Source organism: Clostridium thermosuccinogenes (genome assembly GCF_002896855.1).
Taxonomy (GTDB): Bacteria; Bacillota; Clostridia; order Acetivibrionales; family DSM-5807; genus Pseudoclostridium; species Pseudoclostridium thermosuccinogenes.
On record NZ_CP021850.1, the window covers coordinates 1,938,043 to 1,958,033 of the forward strand.

Sequence of the window (19,991 nt, forward strand, 5' to 3'; positions counted from 1 at the left end):
AAAGAAGCTGTAATAGAAAACTTACTTTAGGAGGGAAAAATGTGGAGGTACTAAAAGTATCAGCAAACTCACAACCTAAATCTGTTGCAGGAGCGCTGGCAGCGGTTTTGAGAGAGAATTCTGCCGCTGAGCTGCAGGCAGTCGGAGCGGGAGCAGTAAACCAAGCTGTAAAGGCAATCGCCATCACCAGAGGATTCGTGGCACCCAATGGAATCGATTTGGTGGTAGTGCCTGCTTTTTCTGAGATATTTATTGATGGCGAGGAAAGAACAGCTATAAAGTTTATTGTAGAATCCAGATAAATAGCCGGTACTAGCCTGTTCCTTAAAGGAACGGGCTTTTTTATGGGTATAAAACACCATGTGTTGCAATAATGGCAAGATGACCAAGCTGAAAGCTATGCCTGCGGCGGAGTGCATATCAATATTCTAGCGGCATATGAAGCTTTTGCAGTAAAAGCAATATTATGTTAAAATTATATGGTTAATGAACAAAGGAAAAGACATAAACTGGGGTGTTAAATTTGTATTTAAAGAGATTGGATATTCAAGGATTCAAGTCCTTTGCAGATAAAATATCTCTGGATTTTAATTCCGGGATTACCTCCGTTGTGGGACCCAATGGCAGCGGTAAAAGCAATATAGCCGATGCTGTCCGATGGGTGTTGGGGGAGCAGAGCGCGAAGACCCTCAGAGGGAGCAAAATGGAGGATGTAATTTTCGCAGGAACCGAACATAGAAAACCCCTTGGATTTGCAGAAGTATCCCTTACTATAGAAAATTCTGACGGAACGCTGCCGGTGGAGTTTAGCGAGGTCACCGTTACCCGGCGTGTTTTCCGATCCGGCGAGAGTGAATATTTTATAAATAAAACTCCCTGCCGTCTTAAGGATGTGCATGAACTCTTCCTTGATACAGGAATTGGAAAGGATGGGTATTCCATCATCGGGCAGGGAAAGGTGGACGAAATCCTAAGCAACCGCTCTGAAGACCGAAGGCTTATCTTTGAAGAAGCATCGGGGATAATGAAATACAAAGTAAGAAAGCAGGAAGCGGAAAAAAAGCTGGAGCAGACCCGGCAGAACCTTCTCAGGATCAACGACATAATTAATGAGCTGGAAGCTCAGTTGGAGCCTCTGAGGCAGCAGTCGGAGACGGCAAAGAAATATCTTGCCCTGCGGGAAACTCTTAAGGAGCTGGAGGTCAATGTTTACATAGAGAATATTGACAGATACAGGGAAAAGATTAAGGAGCTGGAAGAGCAATATTCAACCGTAAAAGAGAATATCAACAGCGAGAACAGGAAGCTGGAGGCTATTACGGCGGAAAACAGGGAAAAGACGGAGCGTCTGAAGCTCCTCAAGGAAACTCTGGAGATAAAAAAGCAGGAATATTATGACCTGGAGGGAAATAACGAAAGGTACAACTCCGAGATAAAGCTAAACGAAGAAAAAATAAACAACTATCTTCAGAATATCAGCCGCATGGACGGCGAGATAAATGAAATAAACCAGAAGATAGAGCATCTGGAAGAGGAGGAGAATTCCAGAAAGAGCAAAATCCAATACCTTACGAATAAGTATGAGGAGTACTCCAAGAAACTGGAGGAGTATGAGAAGAACCTTCAGGATATACTGGAATCCCTGGATGAGTCTGAAAGATATATCGAGAGCTTGAAAACCAGCATCATGGAAAAAATGGATGTGCTGTCGGACAAGAAGCTTCAGATAGGCAATGTGAAATCCCATATGGACAATATCAGGAAGAGGAAGGACAATATCGACAGGGAAATCCATGAATTATACCTCGAAAAAGACAGGGACAATATGCAGAGGGAAGACCTGTCGGAGAGTGTGCAAAAAGCTACAGAGGCAATAAAGGAAGGCCAGAAGGTTCTGGAAGAACTGAACAGGCAAAAAGAAGATTTAGACAGGGAGCTGGCGGAAAAGAGAAAAAAGCAAAACGCAATCCGGAATGATATTCAGTTCAAAAATTCGAGATATAAAATGCTCCAGGACATGGAGAAGAATCTGGAAGGCTACAATCGCAGCGTAAGGCAGATTCTTCAGGCATGCCGCCAGTCACCGGAATTTGGAAAAGGAATACATGGTGCTCTGGCTCAGCTTATCACAGTGGAGCAAAAATATGAAACGGCTGTGGAAATGTCCCTGGGGGGAGCACTGCAGAATATAGTCACCACCACCGAGGAAGATGCCAAAAAGGCTATTGAGTATCTAAAAAGCAGAAAACTGGGAAGAGCCACTTTTCTTCCGATCAGCGCGGTAAAGGGTAAGTACTTCGATGGCAGCCTCATAAATGAAATCAAAAAGCAGGAAGGTTTTTGCGGGGTGGCTTCGGATCTTATCAGCTGCAACCCTGAGTATAAAGGCATTATTTTAAGCTTTCTGGGCAAGGTGGTGGTGGTCGAAGACCTGGATTCCGGGATTAAAATGGCGCGCAAATTTGGCTACAACTTCAGGATAGTGACCCTGGAAGGAGATGTGCTCAGCACCAGTGGTTCCATGAGCGGTGGAAGCAGTGAAAACAAAGGGTCGGGAATTTTAAGCAGAAACAGGGAAATAATAGAGCTGAAAGAAGAAACTGAAAAGCTCAGCGCTGAGTTGGCCGATCTGGAGAAGGAAATTGGCAGTGTTATCGAAAAGATCAACTCAGTAAATGGAGATATCTCAGCAGAGGAAGAAAAGATAAGAAATAACGAGCTAATAAAGGTGAGGGATGAAAGCCATTTAAATCAGATATTGGAGAACATAAGAAAAACCGATGCAAAAATTGACATGCTGAAGCAGGAAAGGGAGCAGTTGTCCCGCCAGGAAAAGGATACTGCTGACGAACTGGAAAAATACAATAGGGAATATGCCGAGATAGAAAAGGATATAGAAGAAACGAAAAAAGTTGTTTCCGGTCATCAGGAAAAGCACAAGGAAGTGCAGACACAGCGTGACAACCTGCATAGCGATATAACCAACTTCAAGATATCCGTGAATTCCATTCAGGAGAGCATTGAAAGTGTCAAAGAAGCGCTGGTCAGGATTACCGGAGATAAGGAAGCCTCTTTAAAGAGCATTGCCAGAAGGGATGCGGAAAAGGCGAAGAATAATGAAGAGATAAAGATGCTAAAGGAGAGAAATGAAGGCTTAAAAAGGCTATTGAAGAGCAATGAAGTTGAAAAAACCGGAAAGACTCTTGAAATAGACAGGATCAGTGAGGAAAAGGATGTTTTGGAGGAGGAAACCTCCAACATCGTAAACCAAATCACTGAAATTAACAAGAACATAGTTCTCCTCCAGGAGGATTTCAACCGTATTGAAGTAAGAAAGGCCAAGCTTGAATCTGAAATGGAAGCAGTCCAAAACCGCATGTGGGATGAGTATGAGCTGACATATACCAATGCCCTGGAGCTCAAAAAGGACATAGGTAGCGTCGCTCAGGCCCAAAAGAAGATCAACGAGTACAGGAATGAAATAAGGGAACTGGGTCCTGTGAATGTAGCAGCTATTGATGATTATGTAAAAACCAAGGAACGCTATGAGTTTATGACATTGCAGAAAAACGATATGGAGCAGGCCGAGGAGAAGCTGAAGAAAGTTATAAATGAGATGGTTTCCACGATGAAGCGGCAATTTCTGGAGCAATTCAGGCTTATAAATGAAAACTTCAACACTGTTTTCAGAGAATTGTTTGAAGGCGGGCGAGCTGAGCTGATACTGTCGGATCAGGAAAATGTCCTTGAGAGCGGTATAGAGATAGAGGTCCAGCCACCCGGAAAGAAGCTTCAGAACATGATGCTGCTGTCTGGTGGCGAAAGAGCATTTACAGCAATTGCCCTGTTGTTTGCAATACTGCGCTTGAGGCCGACTCCTTTCTGCATCCTGGATGAGATTGAAGCAGCCCTGGATGATGCCAATGTATACCGTTTTGCAGAGTATATCAGGAGATATTCGGACAACACCCAGTTCATCATGATAACGCACCGAAAGGGTACAATGGAAGCATCGGATACGCTTTATGGAGTGACCATGCAGGAAAGGGGAATTTCCAAGGTGGTATCCATGAAAATGGGTGAGAAGGTAAGCTGACAGGAGTATTATATGCTGTAATCAGAGGGGATATCAAAGCCCTCCAAGCGGTTAGTCTCTGCAAAATATCATTGAATTTTTAGGGATGAAATATATGTTAAAACTGCAGAGGAATGTACTGCGAGGAATGATGATAATGCTCAAAATATAGTAAAATCTACTGCAGAGGGATAAGGTTAAATGCTCAAAAAAATAATAAAAACTACTGTAGATGTATAAAGGCAATACTCAAAATGGCAATAAAACCTACTTTAGATGGGGAAAGTTAATGCTTAAAGCAATCAAAAAATCTTTTATATAGGATAAATGTATAATAAACAAACAACATTGAAAGGAAAGATGCAAGCCATGGGTTTTTTTGACAAACTTAAGGAAGGACTTCAAAAAACGAGAAAGGGAATAACGGAGAAAATCGATCAGATGCTGGTTTCTTTCGGAAAAATCGATGACGATCTGTTCGATGAGCTGGAAGAAATCCTTATCACCTCCGATGTGGGCGTAGAGACCAGTACCCGGATAATAGAGGATATGAAAAAGAAGGTCAGGGAAAGAAAAATAACCGATGCCTCGAAGGTAAGGGAGCTTTTGAAGGAGGAGCTTACAGAAATCCTCGGAATTGATAATTCGGAGCTGAAATTAGACACTCAACCGTCGGTCATAATCGTAATAGGTGTAAACGGTGTCGGCAAGACGACCTCCATAGGCAAGATAGCCCATTCCCTGAAGCAGAGGGGTAAAAAAGTCATCCTCGCAGCAGGAGATACATTTAGGGCAGCTGCGATAGATCAGCTCAATGTCTGGGCCAATAGGGTGGGTGTTGACATAATTAAGCATACCGAAGGCTCCGATCCGGCAGCAGTGATCTATGATGCCGTGCAAGCTGCAAAAGCCCGCAAGGCGGATGTGCTTATTTGCGATACTGCCGGAAGGCTTCATACAAAGAAAAATCTGATGGAAGAGCTAAAGAAGATATCCAGAATACTGGACAGGGAACTCCCGGGAGCCAGCCGTGAAACATTGCTGGTGCTGGATGCCACCACAGGACAGAATGCGGTGCAGCAGGCCAAGATATTTAACGAATCGGCAGACATTACCGGAATAGTGCTGACCAAGCTGGATGGTACTGCCAAAGGCGGAATTGTGATATCCGTAAAATCGGGGCTGAATATACCGGTGAAGCTTATCGGTGTCGGGGAAGGGCTGGATGATCTCCAGAGGTTTGACTCCAGGGAGTTTGTAGAAGCTTTGTTCTCATAATCCCGGGCATTTGCTGATATAAATGCTCTGCTAGATTATGTTTACTGAAAGTTACTATATTTAAGTCCTTGACAAAAGGTGGCTCATAACTTTATAATAAGGTGTAAAGTAAAAATGCTTTACACGAAAAGGGATTATAATGAATAGTGTATTTGAAATATCCTTACTGCTTGACTTTTATGGCCAATTGCTTACCAAAAGGCAATATGAGATTCTCGATCTGCATTACAACAGCGATTATTCGTTGGGGGAAATCGGAGAGTACTTTAATATAAGCAGGCAGGGGGTATATGACAATATAAAAAGAGGTAAAGCGGCATTGAACAAATTTGAGCAGAAGATGGGCCTGGTGCAGAAGTTCATGGAACAAAAGCACAGGGCGGAGGAAGTGCTGGTTTATCTCAAGAGAATTGACGCAAGTAAGCTGAGCAGTGAAGACAGACAGAATTTGGAAAAGGTGATAGATGGCATAACGGAGATTATAAGCAAGTTTTAGTGGTTATTTACTGTTTATCCAGGAGGATTTATATATATGGCATTATTTGAAAACCTGTCGGGAAAGCTTCAGGAAACTATAAAAAAGCTTCGTGGTCAGGGAAGGGTAACTGAAAAAGATGTGAAAGAGATGATGCGGGAAATCAAGCTCGCGCTTCTCGAAGCTGATGTTAATTTCAAGGTGGTTAAGGACTTCATAAATAAAGTGTCGGAAAGGGCTGTCGGCCAGGATGTTTTGGAAAGCCTTACGCCTGGACAGCAGGTTGTAAAGATAGTCCATGAAGAGCTGATAGAGCTGATGGGCCGGGAGCAGAGCAAGATAACCTTTTCGCCTAAACCTCCATCGGTTTATATGATGGTGGGCTTGCAGGGAGCCGGAAAAACCACCACCACCGGAAAGCTGGCAGGTTTGCTGCGGAAGCAGGGCAAGAATCCCCTTCTGGTTGCCTGTGACATCTATAGGCCGGCTGCTATAAAGCAGCTTCAGGTAGTAGGGGATCAACTCAATATTCCGGTTTTTTCAATGGGAGACAAGGTTAACCCGGTGGATATAGCAAAAGCTGCCGTCGAGCATGCAAAAAGCAAGCAGCATGACGTAGTCATAATAGATACGGCAGGACGCCTTCATATCAATGAAGAATTGATGGAAGAGCTTCATAATATAAAAGATGCTGTAAACCCCCAGGAAATATTGCTGGTGGTAGATGCCATGACCGGTCAGGATGCCGTCAATGTCGCTCAGAGCTTTAACGAAAAGCTGGGAATAGACGGAACCGTGCTGACAAAGCTGGATGGAGACACCAGAGGCGGAGCTGCATTGTCCGTCAGGGCGGTAACCGGCAAACCTATAAAGTTTGCGGCCACAGGGGAAAAATTGGGCGATATCGAGCCATTTTACCCTGATAGAATGGCGTCCAGAATCCTGGGGATGGGCGATGTATTAAGCCTGATTGAAAAAGCCCAGGAGAGCTTCGACGAGAAAAAAGCTCTGGAACTGGAAAAGAAAATGCGCACCATGCAGTTTACTCTGGATGATTTTCTGGAGCAGATGCAGCAGGTGAAAAAGATGGGGTCTCTCGACCAGGTGTTGGGAATGATCCCCGGCCTTAATCCGAAAGCTCTCGGGAATATTGACACCGAGCAGAATGAAAAGAAGATGAAGCATGTGGAAGCGATCATAAAATCAATGACAAAACAGGAACGAAATGATCCTTCCATCATCAATGGAAGCAGGAGAAAGAGAATAGCAGCCGGAAGCGGTACATCGGTTCAGGAAGTGAATAAGCTCCTGAAAGATTTTGAAGAGATGAAAAAGCTGTTCAAAATGATGAACGATATGGGTAAGCGCGCCAGCAAGGGCAAAGGCTTCGGAAAAGGCTTCGGCAAGTTTAAAATGCCGTTTTGATGGATTGATCCTGTAAGGACATTTTAATCTGTTGGTAATTAAATATGAATAGTAGACAATGTATATTGTTCATTATTCAATATTTTAATTAATATTATCGATGATTTGCAGAAAGGGGTGACAAAAATGGCAGTTAAAATCAGATTAAAGAGAATTGGAGCTAAAAAGAATCCATTCTATAGAGTTGTTGTTGCTGATTCAAGGTATCCCAGGGATGGAAGGTTTATAGAGGAAATAGGTACTTACAATCCTATGGTTGAACCTGCAGAGGTACGCATTGATAGCGAGAAGGCAAAAACTTGGTTGAAAAATGGTGCCCAACCTACAGATACAGTAAGAGCACTTTTGAAGAAGTCTGGAGTAATAGAGTAATATTTGACAATCATGAGCTTTACGGGAGGTAGTACCAATGAAAGAACTTCTCGAATCGATAGCAAAAGCCCTGGTAGATTATCCAGACGAAGTGTCTGTAAATGAGGTGGAAGGCGAGAAATCGCTGATACTCGAATTGAAAGTCTCAAAAGAGGATATGGGAAAGGTAATCGGAAAACAGGGCAGGATTGCAAAAGCAATAAGAACCGTTGTAAAAGCGGCAGCAGTAAAAGAAGATAAAAGAGTTGTTGTAGAGATTATTCAATAAAGGAAAGGGGACAGTGAAATGTCCTCTTTTCTTAAAATTACTGGTAAAAGCGCGGTGAATATTGATGCAGCAATATCTGGACGTGGGAAAGATAATAAACACCCATGGCGTCAGAGGTGAGGTAAAGGTATTTCCTTTGACGGATGACCCTCAAAGGTTTAAAAAACTGAAGTGGGTTTATATAGAAAGGCAATCATCTTTGGACAAGCTTAATATTGAAGGAGTAAAGTTCTTTAAGAATTTAGTCATTATAAAGTTTGAGGGCATAGATGATGCAAATTCTGCTGAAACTCTCAAAAACCTGAGTTTGAAGGTGGACCGGGAACATGCGGTGAAACTGCCGAAGGACACTTATTTTATCGCAGACATAATCGGCTGTGAGGTTTTTGAGGAGGATACCAGGCTGGGTATTGTGGAAGATGTGCTGCAAACCGGAAGCAACGATGTATATGTGGTGAAAAGGGAAAACAAAAGGGATATCCTCATACCTGCGTTAAAAAGCGTGGTAACGGAGGTGTCCATTCCGGATAGAAAAATAAAGGTTGTGCTCCCGGAAGGATTGAAGGAAGATGAAGTTTGACATACTTACCCTGTTTCCCGAAATATTTGATGCTGTTTTGAAGGAAAGCATAATAGGAAGGGCACAGGAGAAAAATATCATTGAAGTTAATGCGATTAACATACGGGATTTCACCCTGGACAAGCACAGGAAAGTGGATGACTATCCTTACGGTGGCGGAACAGGCATGGTCATGATGGCACAGCCCATATATGATGCATATATGTCGATAGTGGAAAAGCTGGATTACAAGCCGAAGGTAATATACCTGAGCCCCCAGGGGAAGCTTTTCAACCAGAGCATGGCTGAAAGGTTGAAGGAAGAAAAGCATCTTATCCTTCTCTGCGGCCATTATGAGGGAATTGATGAGCGGATTATCGAAGAGATAGTGGATGAGGAAGTTTCCATCGGGGATTATGTCCTGACAGGAGGAGAGCTTCCGGCTATGGTGCTCATCGATTGCATAAGCCGCCTCGTGCCGGGAGTGCTGGCAAAGGAAGAAGCCTATCTGGATGAATCCCTGAACAACGGCATGCTGGAATACCCGCAGTATACCCGCCCTTATGAGTTTAAAGGAAGAAAAGTGCCGGATATATTGCTTTCAGGCCATCATGCCAATATAAACAAGTGGAGACGCCGGCAATCCATAAAAAGAACATATCTCAAAAGGCCGGATCTCTTCAGCCAACTGAATTTGAGTGATGAAGACAGGAAACTATTAGAAGAAGATTTGCGTTAAAATGATTTACAACAAAAATTTCATATGATATAATACTTACCGTGTGAATTACGGACGGTCCTCTGTTTGAAATACAAGAACGTCTAGGAAGGAAGGAGGAAACCTAATGGATATTATTAAGGCTTTGGAGCAAGAACAGTTGAGAACTGATCTTCCTGCAATAGAGATAGGTGATCTTGTTAAGGTTCATGTAAAGATCAAAGAAGGAAGCAGAGAAAGAATTCAGGTTTTTGATGGAACAGTAATCGCCATGAAAGGCGAAGGTTTAAAGGAAACTTTCACAGTTAGAAGAATTTCCTACGGCGTAGGGGTAGAGAAGATTTTCCCAAAACACTCCCCCAATATCGCTAAGATTGAGATAGTAAGAAAAGGTAAGGTTAGAAGAGCTAAGCTCTACTACCTGCGTGACAGAGTTGGTAAGGCATCAAAGGTTAAAGAAAGACTTGTATAAAGAAAAATATTGCATATAATAAAGGGGACGAAGGTCCCTTTTATTATATGGAAATTCTATACATAGCAAGGTTGGAGAAAATTATGGAATCTAATAAAGTTTCACCGGAATCGGAAAACAAGAAAAATAGTTTGCTAAAAGAAGCTTTACAATGGGTGCTGGCCATAGGTATAGCAGTCGTGCTGGCATTTTTGATAAGAGGTTTTGTATTTGAACAGGCTCTTGTCATGGGAGATTCAATGCAGGATACCCTGTTTGACAAGCAGCGCCTGATTGTTTATAAAACAGGATATTTCTTTCATCCTCCGGAAAGGGGAGACATAATTATTCTGGAATATCAGAAAGGCTCTTTTAAGTTTCTTCCTGTTCCTGACCCGAACGAAATTGATTATATTAAAAGAGTCATAGGCTTGCCGGGGGATGTGGTGGATATAAAGGACGGCAGTGTGTATGTAAACGGGGAAAAGCTTGACGAACCCTATGCCAAAGGAAGGACAGAACCTTACGGAATGGAGTTTCCGATAACAATACCTGAAAACAAGGTTTTTGTTTTGGGTGACAACAGGGAAAACAGCAGTGACAGCAGGCAGATAGGGCTTATTGATTTTGATCGCATAAAAGGAAAAGCTGTTTTCAGGATATACCCATTAAAGGATTTTGGTACTATATATTAGCATATGCAGGGAGGAAATGATGAACATACAGTGGTTTCCCGGACATATGGCGAAAACCCGCAGGTTGCTCGCGGAAAACCTTAAACTCGTAGATATTGTAATAGAGCTTTTGGATGCGAGAATACCAGCTAGCAGTAAGAATCCGGAAATTGACGAGATTATTAAAAATAAGCCAAGGGTAGTTGCATTAAACAAGTCGGATCTGGCCGACGGCGAAATATCGAAGGAATGGAGTAAATGGTATAGCTCACAGGGTTATACCAATATTTTTATTGATGCTGTAAGGGGTACCGGCATTAATGAACTTAAAAGCAGGCTGCGCACAATGATGAAGGACAGAAGGGAAAAAGACCTTCAAAGGGGAAGGATATTCAGACCGATAAGGACCATGGTGGTGGGCATACCCAACGTGGGGAAATCCTCCTTCATCAATAAGATTGCCGGCCGGGCCAGCGCAGCGACGGGAGACAGGCCTGGTGTCACCCGCAGCAAGCAGTGGATAAGGCTAAATGAGGAGATTGAGCTTCTTGATACTCCAGGAATATTGTGGCCCAAGTTCGATGACCAGCAGGTGGCCTTAAATCTTGCTTTTACAGGGGCGATAAAGGATGACATATTGGACACGACAGAGATTGCGGGCAAGCTCATGGAGCAACTAAGCCTGACTTATCCGGACAGCTTGAAAGGAAGGTTCAAGCTGGAGTCCCTGGAAGGCAAGGATGGAATAACCTTGCTGGAGGAAGCCGGAAGGAAAAGGGGATGCATCATTTCCGGCGGCGAGATTGATTATTCCAGGATTGCTTCCATCGTGCTGGATGAGTTCCGGGCGGGAAAAATCGGAAGGATAACGCTGGAGAGGCCGCCTGAAAGCTTAGGGAAGGAAAGTTGAAAACGGTGGATGGTCAAATGGAGAAAAAGTTGAGAATAAAAGATGTGGAGAATATTATCAAGGATATGGATGTGGATTCTGCCATAGCTTATCTGGAATCCTTAAAAAGCACCTGTGACATCAATCTTGACAGGCTGATGGATAAGTACAGGAGGAAAAAGGCTTCCCTGGAAGAGGAAAAAGGCAGATTCGCCCATATGTGTAAGTTTGAGAAGGATGCATATCAAAAAGGATACCGGTACATTGCCGGGGTTGACGAAGCGGGCCGGGGGCCTTTGGCAGGTCCGGTGGTTGCTGCTGCAGTGATTTTACCTGAGGATGTTTTCATTGAAAAGTTGAACGATTCGAAGAAGCTGTCTCCGAAGCAAAGGGACATGCTATATGATATTATAATGGAAAAGGCTGTGGCTTATGGGATTGGCATGGTTGATGAGAAATGCATTGATGAAATAAACATCCTCAATGCCACGAAAAAGGCTATGTCAAAAGCGATAGAGCAATTGAATCCCAAGCCTGATCTGATACTTACCGATGCTGTTAAACTGGAAGAGGTTAATATAGAACAGATACATATAGTAAAGGGTGATACTCTAAGCGTTTCAATAGCTGCTGCTTCCATAATTGCCAAGGTAACCCGTGACAGGATAATTACCGGGATGGACGGCCTTTATCCCCAGTATGGATTTGCTAAGCATAAAGGTTATGGGACAAAAGAGCATATTGATGCTATAAAAAAATACGGAATTTGTCCGATACATAGAGTGAGCTTTACTAAACATTTTACCGTATAGCTTTCCAAATATGCTCATAGGTGGTTTTTATGAAAATTGATACAATCCTGCAGATGAATAATATCAGCATACCTGTCTCATCAGATGCCCTGAGCAGTCTGAACATTGGGGATGTCATAAAGGCAAAGATCGTTGAAATGTCTTCAAAGGAGCTTACCATGAAGCTTTTTGACGGTACTGTTTTTACCGCGGCCTTGGCCAATGCTATAGATGCAAAGCCCGGGGATTACCTCACTCTGCTTTTAAAAGCAAGGCTCGACAGCCAGCTGATAATGGAGCCTGTAAATTCAGAACTCATAAAGCCAGAAGAGGAGAGCGCCCCAAAGCTTCTGATGAACTTTGGGATAAAACCGGATCAGACCAGCCTGGATATCATAAAGGAAATGCAAAGCAGCAGGATACCTTTGACAAAAGAGCTGTTTCTTAATCTTCTTGACGCAGTAAAAAATATAAAAGAGCTGACACCTTCCAAAGCGGTGTTTCTTTATTCCCATGATGCAGACTTTACAAAGGGAAATGCCGATGCGCTAAACCAGCTGGTGGAAGGAAAATTCAAGCTTGGGTCTGAGATGGAGCAAATTTCCCGCCTTCTGGAGGATATCATAAAACAAGAAAGCCAGACGCAAAGCACAGTAAAAAATCAACAGCCTTCACTGCCGGGCGGTTTAGAAGAAGCTGTCTACTCCTTTTCAGAAGAAAACCGCAATGTTTCAACTGCTGGGAACGTCGTCAATTCCAACACAACAGATATTCCGAAAAACATAGCTGATATTTTAAGCCGGCTTTCTGACGGAGCGGGCGACTTAACCATCCTGAAAGAGGAAATATATAAGCTGATCGAAAACGGGAATTTGTTGAATGTTGAAGAAGACGGTAATCCAGAGCTTTTGAGCATGCTGAATTCGATAAAAGGTTCCAACGATGAAAACTCCAATAATATCAGGCTGTTGCTGGAGAAGGTTATTAATGCAGGCAGAGAGAACAATTTAAAAAGCGATGAGACCGGTCATCAACCACTTAAAGCAGCAGAAGATGAAACCGGTGCTTATAAAGAAAGGGATATGGCATCAATTAAAAGAGAGCTGGACAGTCTATTTCTGGATATCAGCAAACCGGATATCGATAAAGATAGTGTAAACCTAAGGCAGTTGTATAGGGATATGCTGGCAAAGCTGTCGGAATTGAAAGAGGCCGTGCTGTCATCCCGGCTTCCGGAAAATCCGGAGTTATTGAACCGCATGGATAATATTGAAAATAACATCCGCTTCATGAATGAGATCTACAATAATTCCGTATATATTCAGATTCCTGTCAGACTCCCTGAAAGAAATGGCACAGCGGAGCTTTATATACTAAAAAAGGGCTCAAAACGGAAGAGGATAGACCCGGAAAATTTTACAATGCTGATAGCATTGAACACCAACAATATGGGTACTGTAGAAACGCTGGTTTCCCTGCGGGGAAAGAGCATCAATCTCAATATACGAGTGGAAAATGAAAAAGTAATGGAATTTTTTAAAGAAAATCATACGGAGCTTTATGAAAGCTTAAAGGAAAAAGGCTATAGATTGGCGGATATAAGGTATTGCATTATTGATGAGGGAATTAATGTGATGAATGTGGAAAAGGTTGTCAAAAAGGTTACAGTGGGAAACTCCTCCATTGATTATAAAATATAGGCTTTTTGATGCTTATATAAAGCAGGAGCTGAAGGAGTAATGCGATGAACAAGCATAAAGACGGCAAAATCATAGAAGCTGCTGCATTAAGTTATACACCTGGTGAAGATAAAGCACCAAAGCTGATTGCGGCAGCTAAAGGCGAAGCTGCGGAAAAAATTATAGAAAAAGCAAAAGAGAACAATATACCTATATATAAAGATGAAGGTTTAGTGAGTTTGCTGGGAAAAATGCGGATAGGCAGTGAAATACCCGACGAACTGTATGATGTGGTGGCCGGAATTTTAGTATATGTGAGCGATATGGACAGGATATTTGGTGAAAAGCATGGACGGAAGAAATAAAAGGAAGCTGGGAAGCTTCGGAGAGGAAATTGCTGCAGACTTTTTAATCAAAAGCAATTATAAAATAGTTAATAGGAATTTCAGAATAGGCAAGTTGGGAGAAATTGATATAATCGCCTGGGATGGGGAATATATTTGTTTTATCGAAGTAAAAACCAGGCGCAGTTTTTTATATGGCACTCCTTCAGAAGCCGTAAGCAAAAGCAAGCAAGCTGTCATCAGAAATTTGGCCGGTATATACCTGGATAGATACGGCCTCAATGACAGCAAAGCAAGATTTGATGTTATCGAAATCATATACCGGGACAAGGCGGATTACGACCTTAACATTATCAAGAATGCGTTTTAGGAGGTATACTATGATTATAGTTGATGCTCACTGTGACACGATTACAAGGCTGATGGAGACAAAGGAGAATCTCATCAGGAATAATTGCCATGTAGATATTGAAAGAATGAAGCAAAAAGGCAGCTATGTCCAGTTTTTTGCCGCGTTCATAAGTCCTGAATATTGTCAGGCTTATGCAATGAAACGTGCCATGCAGATTATTGATAAGTTTTACCAACAGATAGAAATATATAGTGACAATATAATGTCATGTTGTAATTACAGGGATATTGAAAATGCTGTGAGCTCCTCCAAAGTAGCGGCCATCCTCTCCATTGAGGGTGGAGATGCATTGCAGGGAGACCTTTCGGCTCTGAGGATGTTTTATAGGCTTGGAGTGAGAAGCCTATGCCTTACATGGAATCACAGAAATGAAATTGCCGATGGTGTTGCCGACGGAATTACCGGCGGCGGACTTACTCCCTTTGGAAGGGATGTAATCATGGAAATGAACCGGTTGGGCATGATTGTGGATGTATCACATTTGTCCGAAAGAGGTTTCTGGGATGTGGTTGAAATATCCGGGCAGCCTATTATAGCTTCCCATTCAAATGCCAAAAGCGTATGCTCCCACAGGAGGAATCTAACGGATGAGCAAATTCTTGCGTTGAAAAACAACGGCGGAGTTATGGGAATGAATCTGTGTCCGGCGTTTCTGACCAACGAAGGGGAAGCTTCCCTTAAAGATGTCATAAATCATATAGAGCATATAGCTTCGGTTGGAGGTATTGATATTATAGGTATAGGCGCAGATTTTGACGGTATTGACGACACTCCAAGGGAGATAAAAGGAGTGGAGAATATTGACGGGATATTCAACGAGCTTCTTAAGCTGAACTATCCTCAGGAGGCAGTTGATAAGATTGCCGGAGGTAATTTTCTGAGGGTGATCCGGCAGGTTTTAAAATAAGTTTATACAAGTTTTAATTTTAAGGAAGAAGAATGTTTCGATAAGCATATTAAAATAGAACATGAAGTTCATAAAAGCAGAAAACGTTAAGTGTTCTATTTTTTCGTCTTTAGATAATGCTGTAGTAAAATAATATGATTTAGCTGAAGAACCCGATATCAACTGCAGCCAATTCCAATGCTTATTACTTATATAAGCTTATTGCTTCTTTAAAAAGAAGCTAAGTAAAAAGACAGCGACTTGATTCGATGTGGGGTGCGCCAACCATCGAGTTTTAAAGCAAAAAAGCTTGCTGCTTTGCTTTTATCGGCAGAACATGTATCTTACAATTTTAGCACAAAGTGTATCGTAGTATAAGATTGATACGGCTGTTAAAACTAAAACATATATCAACATTAAAGCAACTGGAGGTATAGTTTATGAAAAAGCAAAAACTGATGGTTTTAGCAGCAGTATTGATTCTGTCGATAGTATTATTATATACCGGATGCACAACCGGTAATCAGGATAATAAGCAGGGAGCAACCCAGCCGGGTACAACCACCCAAAATGATAAAACGCAAACCGGCGATACAACTCAGCCTGAAGATACTAAACAGGATGAAAATAAACCGGCTGAAACATATAAGGATGGAACCTATGAAGGAAAAGGCGATGCCTGGGAGCATGGTTCTGAGGATGCTACAGTAGAAATCGCCAATGGCAGGATAACCAGCATTGTCTTAAGGAGACTGGATGACAAAGGCAATGAGGTTGACTATGAGAAATGGACCGGACAAGAGGTGGACGGAAGAGTATATCCCAATTTGAAAGAATACAGGGTTGAAATGGCAAACAGGATGATTGAGAAGCAAACTTATGACGTTGATACTATAAGCGGTGCAACAGTTAGTACAAAAAACTGGAAAGTGGCAGTCCAAAGAGCTCTTGAAAAGGCAAAATGATTTTATGCTAAAAAGGTAAAATATAGTGGAAATACTTATAGGATGGATATCCTCATGCCTATTTGTAAAGGGTATCCTCTTTTTGCATTTACATAGAAACCTACATACGACAGCAGTTTAAATAATTTTGTCCTGGGACAAACTTTATGCTTGAAATATGGCTGGTCTATATCTATACTGTATATGTGTACAAACTATATATATATTAAAATGGAGGTCGTACTAAATGCAGGATCTATTTGGTGGAATACTTAATCTTAGTTGGGGAAATCTGGTTATGTTCGCTGTAGCAGGTGTTCTGATATACCTGGCTATAGTTAAGGAATATGAACCGATGCTTCTTCTACCTATAGGCTTTGGCGCAATTCTGGCCAATATTCCTCTGTCTTCTGCAATCGGAGAAGAGGGATTTCTGAGTATCCTATATAATACAGGTATAAAGACGGAGCTTTTCCCGATACTTATTTTCATTGCAGTAGGTGCAATGATCGATTTTACACCGCTTCTGCAAAATCCTTTCATGCTGTTTTTCGGTGCAGCAGCGCAGTTTGGAATCTTTTTCACCATGATGGTGGCGATATTTTTCGGATTTGATATCAAGGAGGCGGCATCAATAGGAATTATAGGAGCAGCAGACGGGCCGACATCGATATTCGTGGCTTCGCAGTTCGCAGAAAAGCTACTCGGACCCATTTCTGTGGCAGCTTATTCCTATATGTCTCTTGTGCCGATAATACAGCCTCCTGTGGTAAAAGCCCTTACAACCCGTAAGGAAAGAATGATCAGAATGGAATATAAACAGGTAGAAGTACCTCAAATAGTAAAAATCCTGTTCCCGATAATGATAACGGTTATAGCAGGAATAATTGCTCCGATAAGTGTTTCCCTTGTTGGTGCCCTCATGTTTGGTAACCTTATCAGAGTTTGCGGAGTTTTGGACAGGCTCTCCAATTCGGCGCAAAACGAGCTTGCAAATCTTGTTACGCTTCTCCTGGGAATCACCATCGGTTCAACAATGACGGCAGAAGACTTCCTGGATCCGAGAACAATCCTTATCATGATTATGGGACTTGTTGCCTTTATATTCGATACCGCAGGTGGAGTATTGTTTGCAAAGTTCCTTAATCTGTTCCTGAAAAACAAAGTAAATCCGATGGTAGGGGCAGCCGGAATATCTGCTTTCCCGATGTCAGCAAGGGTTATACAGAAGCTGGCGCAGAAGGAAGACCCGACCAACTTCGTTCTGATGCAGTCCATCAGCGCAAACGTGGCAGGACAGCTGGGTTCTATAGTGGCAGGCGGACTTCTGCTGGCGCTGGTACCGGCATTATTAAAGTAGGAGGATATCACAATGAATATAAATTGGGATAGTGTTTTGGAAAATGCCAGAATTGGCAGTTTAGTTACTCTTTATGGTTTAGGTGGAGTATTCCTTGTTTTGATCTTATTTTACGTGATAACTAAATTGATGGTTAATATTGCTAACAAAGCTTCTGCAAAAGAATAATTATAAGGTTTATTCAATACGGCGCATCCATACATAAAATTGTATGGATGCGTCTTTTTACAGGCTTTCAAGGGGTAGCAGGCACTACATTTGTCATTGACTTCTTTCACTGAAAATATAAAGATATAGATGGTGATGGGTTTGAAGAAATTATATATAAAAACTAATTTGTAAGCAGTCATGATTTATGTAGATTATTCTCCCTTTTATCCATTGACGCAAAGGGGAAACTGACTGCAATTTTTTCTAAGGTATTGAATATGGAAGAGGCATTTATCTATGATTTGCTATTCCCGACCAATGCTCTGTCTATGGAAGAGTTAAATTCAGCAATGGCGCAGTCTATATATGAATCGGATTCCTTGCAGGCTGCCTTTGTTAGATTGGTGGAAAACAATACTATTATTAAAGATCAAAACGGAAGGTATCGAGCCAATATACAGATGGCAACCCCTCAAAAAGTATACTGACAAAATGTCATTCTAAACAACTTATTTCCCAGGACAAGCAAGGCAAGTGTATTTAGGGCAATCCTCTCATTCTTACACAAAAATCTTTTAAATTCCCAATTTATATCAAACCACCTGTAAAACAGGTGGTTATAATTTATTGTACTTCTTTAGGTACATGAAATTAAAATTTTTGCATAATTCATATCAGAAACTTGCAAAAAGTCATAGTATGTATTAGAATAATATATAAAAAATTCGGATAGAAATCCGTCAGATGTATTAAAATCAATAATAGGAGAATGATGAAATGAGACGCTTTGAAGACATGGATATTGTTGATTTGCAGGAATTGCAGATAGAATTGCAGAATAGATATGATGAGTTTAAAGCCCAGAATTTGAACCTGGATATGTCCCGGGGCAAACCGGGTGCGGATCAGTTGGATCTCACCATGGAAATGCTGGATTGCATAAACAGTGAAAGCCGCTTGATAGCGGAAAACGGCACTGACTGCCGCAACTATGGGCTGATTGATGGAATTCCTGAAGCAAAAGAGCTTTTTTCCAAAATGCTGGGGGTAACGACGGAGGAGATCATTGTTGGAGGCAATTCCAGCCTTAATATAATGTATGATACCATTGCCAGAGCCATGACCCATGGTGTATTAGGCAGTGAACTTCCCTGGGGCAAGTTGCCCAAGGTAAAGTTTTTATGCCCTGTGCCCGGATATGACAGGCACTTTTCCATATGCGAGTTTTTTGGAATAGAAATGATAAATATAGATATGAAAAGTGACGGCCCGGATATGGATGCCATTGAGAAGCTTGTAAGCAGCGATGAATCCATAAAAGGTATCTGGTGCGTGCCCAAATACAGCAATCCACAAGGAATTACATATTCCGATGAGGTTGTGGACAGATTTGCACGTTTAAAGCCAAAAGCAAAGGATTTCCGAATTTTCTGGGATAATGCCTATGCAGTGCACCACCTGTCGGATAAACATGATGAGCTCAAAGATATTCTGGCAGCTTGCAAGGAAGCCGGAAATCCCAACATGGTGTTTATATTTGCTTCAACATCCAAGATCAGTTTTCCGGGAGCCGGTGTTGCAATGATAGCTTCCAGCAAAGAAAATATTGATTTCATTAAAAAGCAGATGTTTTTCCAGACCATCGGGCCGGACAAAATAAACCAGTTGATGCATGTTCGCTATTTCAAGACGGTGGAAGGAATTGAGGAGCATATGAAAAAGCATGCCAAAATTCTCAAGCCCAAATTTGATACCGTGCTGAGCATCCTTGATGCAGAACTGGGCGGAAAAGACATCGCTTGGTGGAATAAACCTAATGGCGGCTATTTCATAAGCCTCGATACGATGGACGGTTGTGCAAAGGATGTAGTTGCCATGGCCAAGGAAGCAGGTGTCACGTTGACAAAAGCGGGAGCCACTTACCCCTATGGCAAGGACCCTCATGACAGAAACATACGTATCGCGCCTACTTATCCTACTTTAGAAGAGCTTAAGAAGGCAATAGAAATCCTTTGCATTTGTGTACAGCTGGTAAGCATAAAGAAAATCTTGAAAAGCAGGACACACAAGCTTCATTTACTGAAGGTAGGGAGTTAAAGCGTATAGAGCTTAACATATTGTTTGAAATATTACACCTGGTAAACACCGGGGTATCCAAGGGATGCCTTGAGACGTGGAAATCTGCTGCAATGCTTGCATTCGTGAGTAAACAATAATATAATAATTTTGGGTTTTCTAGCA

22 protein-coding genes are annotated in these 19,991 nt (G+C 42.0%); all 22 read left to right on the forward strand.

Features of this window, described 5'->3' with window-relative positions:
• Positions 1–41 precede the first annotated feature (41 nt).
• The 22 genes from CDO33_RS08515 (at position 42) to CDO33_RS08620 (ending at position 19,847) form a co-directional block, all read left to right on the forward strand.
• On the forward strand, positions 42–302 hold the full coding sequence (locus CDO33_RS08515; RefSeq protein ID WP_103081188.1) for a stage V sporulation protein S: 261 nt from the start codon (positions 42–44) through the stop codon (positions 300–302).
• A gap of 221 nt (positions 303–523) precedes the next feature.
• Complete coding sequence (gene smc, locus CDO33_RS08520) at positions 524–4,096, forward strand: chromosome segregation protein SMC (protein WP_103081187.1); 3,573 nt, start codon at positions 524–526, stop codon at positions 4,094–4,096.
• Positions 4,097–4,444: 348 nt separating this feature from the next.
• Complete coding sequence (gene ftsY / locus CDO33_RS08525) at positions 4,445–5,353, forward strand: signal recognition particle-docking protein FtsY (RefSeq protein WP_103081186.1); 909 nt, start codon at positions 4,445–4,447, stop codon at positions 5,351–5,353.
• Positions 5,354–5,492: 139 nt separating this feature from the next.
• Positions 5,493–5,849 (forward strand): YlxM family DNA-binding protein, encoded by a 357-nt coding sequence (ylxM, locus tag CDO33_RS08530; protein ID WP_103081185.1) that lies wholly within the window; start codon positions 5,493–5,495, stop codon positions 5,847–5,849.
• 36 nt (positions 5,850–5,885) lie between these two features.
• On the forward strand, positions 5,886–7,253 hold the full coding sequence (gene ffh / locus CDO33_RS08535) for a signal recognition particle protein (RefSeq protein ID WP_103081184.1): 1,368 nt from the start codon (positions 5,886–5,888) through the stop codon (positions 7,251–7,253).
• Between the two features lie 126 nt (positions 7,254–7,379).
• Positions 7,380–7,625, forward strand: coding sequence for a 30S ribosomal protein S16 (rpsP, locus tag CDO33_RS08540; RefSeq protein WP_103081183.1), 246 nt, complete (start codon positions 7,380–7,382; stop codon positions 7,623–7,625).
• 37 nt (positions 7,626–7,662) lie between these two features.
• Positions 7,663–7,893 carry a KH domain-containing protein gene (locus CDO33_RS08545; protein ID WP_103081182.1) on the forward strand — a complete coding sequence of 77 codons (231 nt, stop codon included), beginning with the start codon at positions 7,663–7,665 and terminating at the stop codon, positions 7,891–7,893.
• Between the two features lie 64 nt (positions 7,894–7,957).
• Entirely contained in the window at positions 7,958–8,473 is a 516-nt protein-coding gene (gene rimM, locus CDO33_RS08550; RefSeq protein ID WP_103081181.1) for a ribosome maturation factor RimM, read from the forward strand.
• On the forward strand, positions 8,463–9,191 hold the full coding sequence (gene trmD, locus CDO33_RS08555; protein WP_103081180.1) for a tRNA (guanosine(37)-N1)-methyltransferase TrmD: 729 nt from the start codon (positions 8,463–8,465) through the stop codon (positions 9,189–9,191). The genes rimM and trmD overlap by 11 nt, the downstream gene beginning before the upstream one ends.
• Before the next feature lie 106 nt (positions 9,192–9,297).
• Entirely contained in the window at positions 9,298–9,642 is a 345-nt protein-coding gene (gene rplS, locus CDO33_RS08560) for a 50S ribosomal protein L19 (protein WP_103081179.1), read from the forward strand.
• 83 nt (positions 9,643–9,725) lie between these two features.
• Positions 9,726–10,316, forward strand: coding sequence for a signal peptidase I (lepB, locus tag CDO33_RS08565; protein ID WP_103081178.1), 591 nt, complete (start codon positions 9,726–9,728; stop codon positions 10,314–10,316).
• A 19-nt stretch (positions 10,317–10,335) separates the two neighbouring features.
• Entirely contained in the window at positions 10,336–11,205 is an 870-nt protein-coding gene (gene ylqF, locus CDO33_RS08570) for a ribosome biogenesis GTPase YlqF (protein ID WP_103081177.1), read from the forward strand.
• 17 nt (positions 11,206–11,222) lie between these two features.
• The gene (locus CDO33_RS08575; RefSeq protein ID WP_103081226.1) at positions 11,223–11,996 is read left to right on the forward strand and encodes a ribonuclease HII; all 774 of its coding nucleotides are present in this window, start codon (positions 11,223–11,225) and stop codon (positions 11,994–11,996) included.
• A gap of 29 nt (positions 11,997–12,025) precedes the next feature.
• Entirely contained in the window at positions 12,026–13,675 is a 1,650-nt protein-coding gene (fliK, locus tag CDO33_RS08580; RefSeq protein WP_103081176.1) for a flagellar hook-length control protein FliK, read from the forward strand.
• Between the two features lie 44 nt (positions 13,676–13,719).
• Positions 13,720–14,019, forward strand: coding sequence for an EscU/YscU/HrcU family type III secretion system export apparatus switch protein (locus CDO33_RS08585; protein ID WP_103081175.1), 300 nt, complete (start codon positions 13,720–13,722; stop codon positions 14,017–14,019).
• Entirely contained in the window at positions 14,003–14,368 is a 366-nt protein-coding gene (locus CDO33_RS08590) for a YraN family protein (protein ID WP_103081174.1), read from the forward strand. The genes CDO33_RS08585 and CDO33_RS08590 overlap by 17 nt, the downstream gene beginning before the upstream one ends.
• Before the next feature lie 10 nt (positions 14,369–14,378).
• Positions 14,379–15,317 (forward strand): dipeptidase, encoded by a 939-nt coding sequence (locus tag CDO33_RS08595; RefSeq protein ID WP_103081173.1) that lies wholly within the window; start codon positions 14,379–14,381, stop codon positions 15,315–15,317.
• Positions 15,318–15,736: 419 nt separating this feature from the next.
• On the forward strand, positions 15,737–16,261 hold the full coding sequence (locus CDO33_RS08600) for an FMN-binding protein (protein ID WP_202849492.1): 525 nt from the start codon (positions 15,737–15,739) through the stop codon (positions 16,259–16,261).
• Between the two features lie 226 nt (positions 16,262–16,487).
• Complete coding sequence (locus CDO33_RS08605; protein ID WP_103081172.1) at positions 16,488–17,600, forward strand: sodium ion-translocating decarboxylase subunit beta; 1,113 nt, start codon at positions 16,488–16,490, stop codon at positions 17,598–17,600.
• Positions 17,601–17,612: 12 nt separating this feature from the next.
• Positions 17,613–17,768, forward strand: a complete 156-nt coding sequence (locus tag CDO33_RS08610) for an OadG family protein (RefSeq protein ID WP_103081171.1) — start codon at positions 17,613–17,615, stop codon at positions 17,766–17,768.
• A 260-nt stretch (positions 17,769–18,028) separates the two neighbouring features.
• Complete coding sequence (locus CDO33_RS08615; RefSeq protein WP_103081170.1) at positions 18,029–18,238, forward strand: hypothetical protein; 210 nt, start codon at positions 18,029–18,031, stop codon at positions 18,236–18,238.
• A 289-nt stretch (positions 18,239–18,527) separates the two neighbouring features.
• On the forward strand, positions 18,528–19,847 hold the full coding sequence (locus CDO33_RS08620; protein ID WP_103081169.1) for an aspartate aminotransferase type Ic: 1,320 nt from the start codon (positions 18,528–18,530) through the stop codon (positions 19,845–19,847).
• Positions 19,848–19,991: the final 144 nt, after the last annotated feature.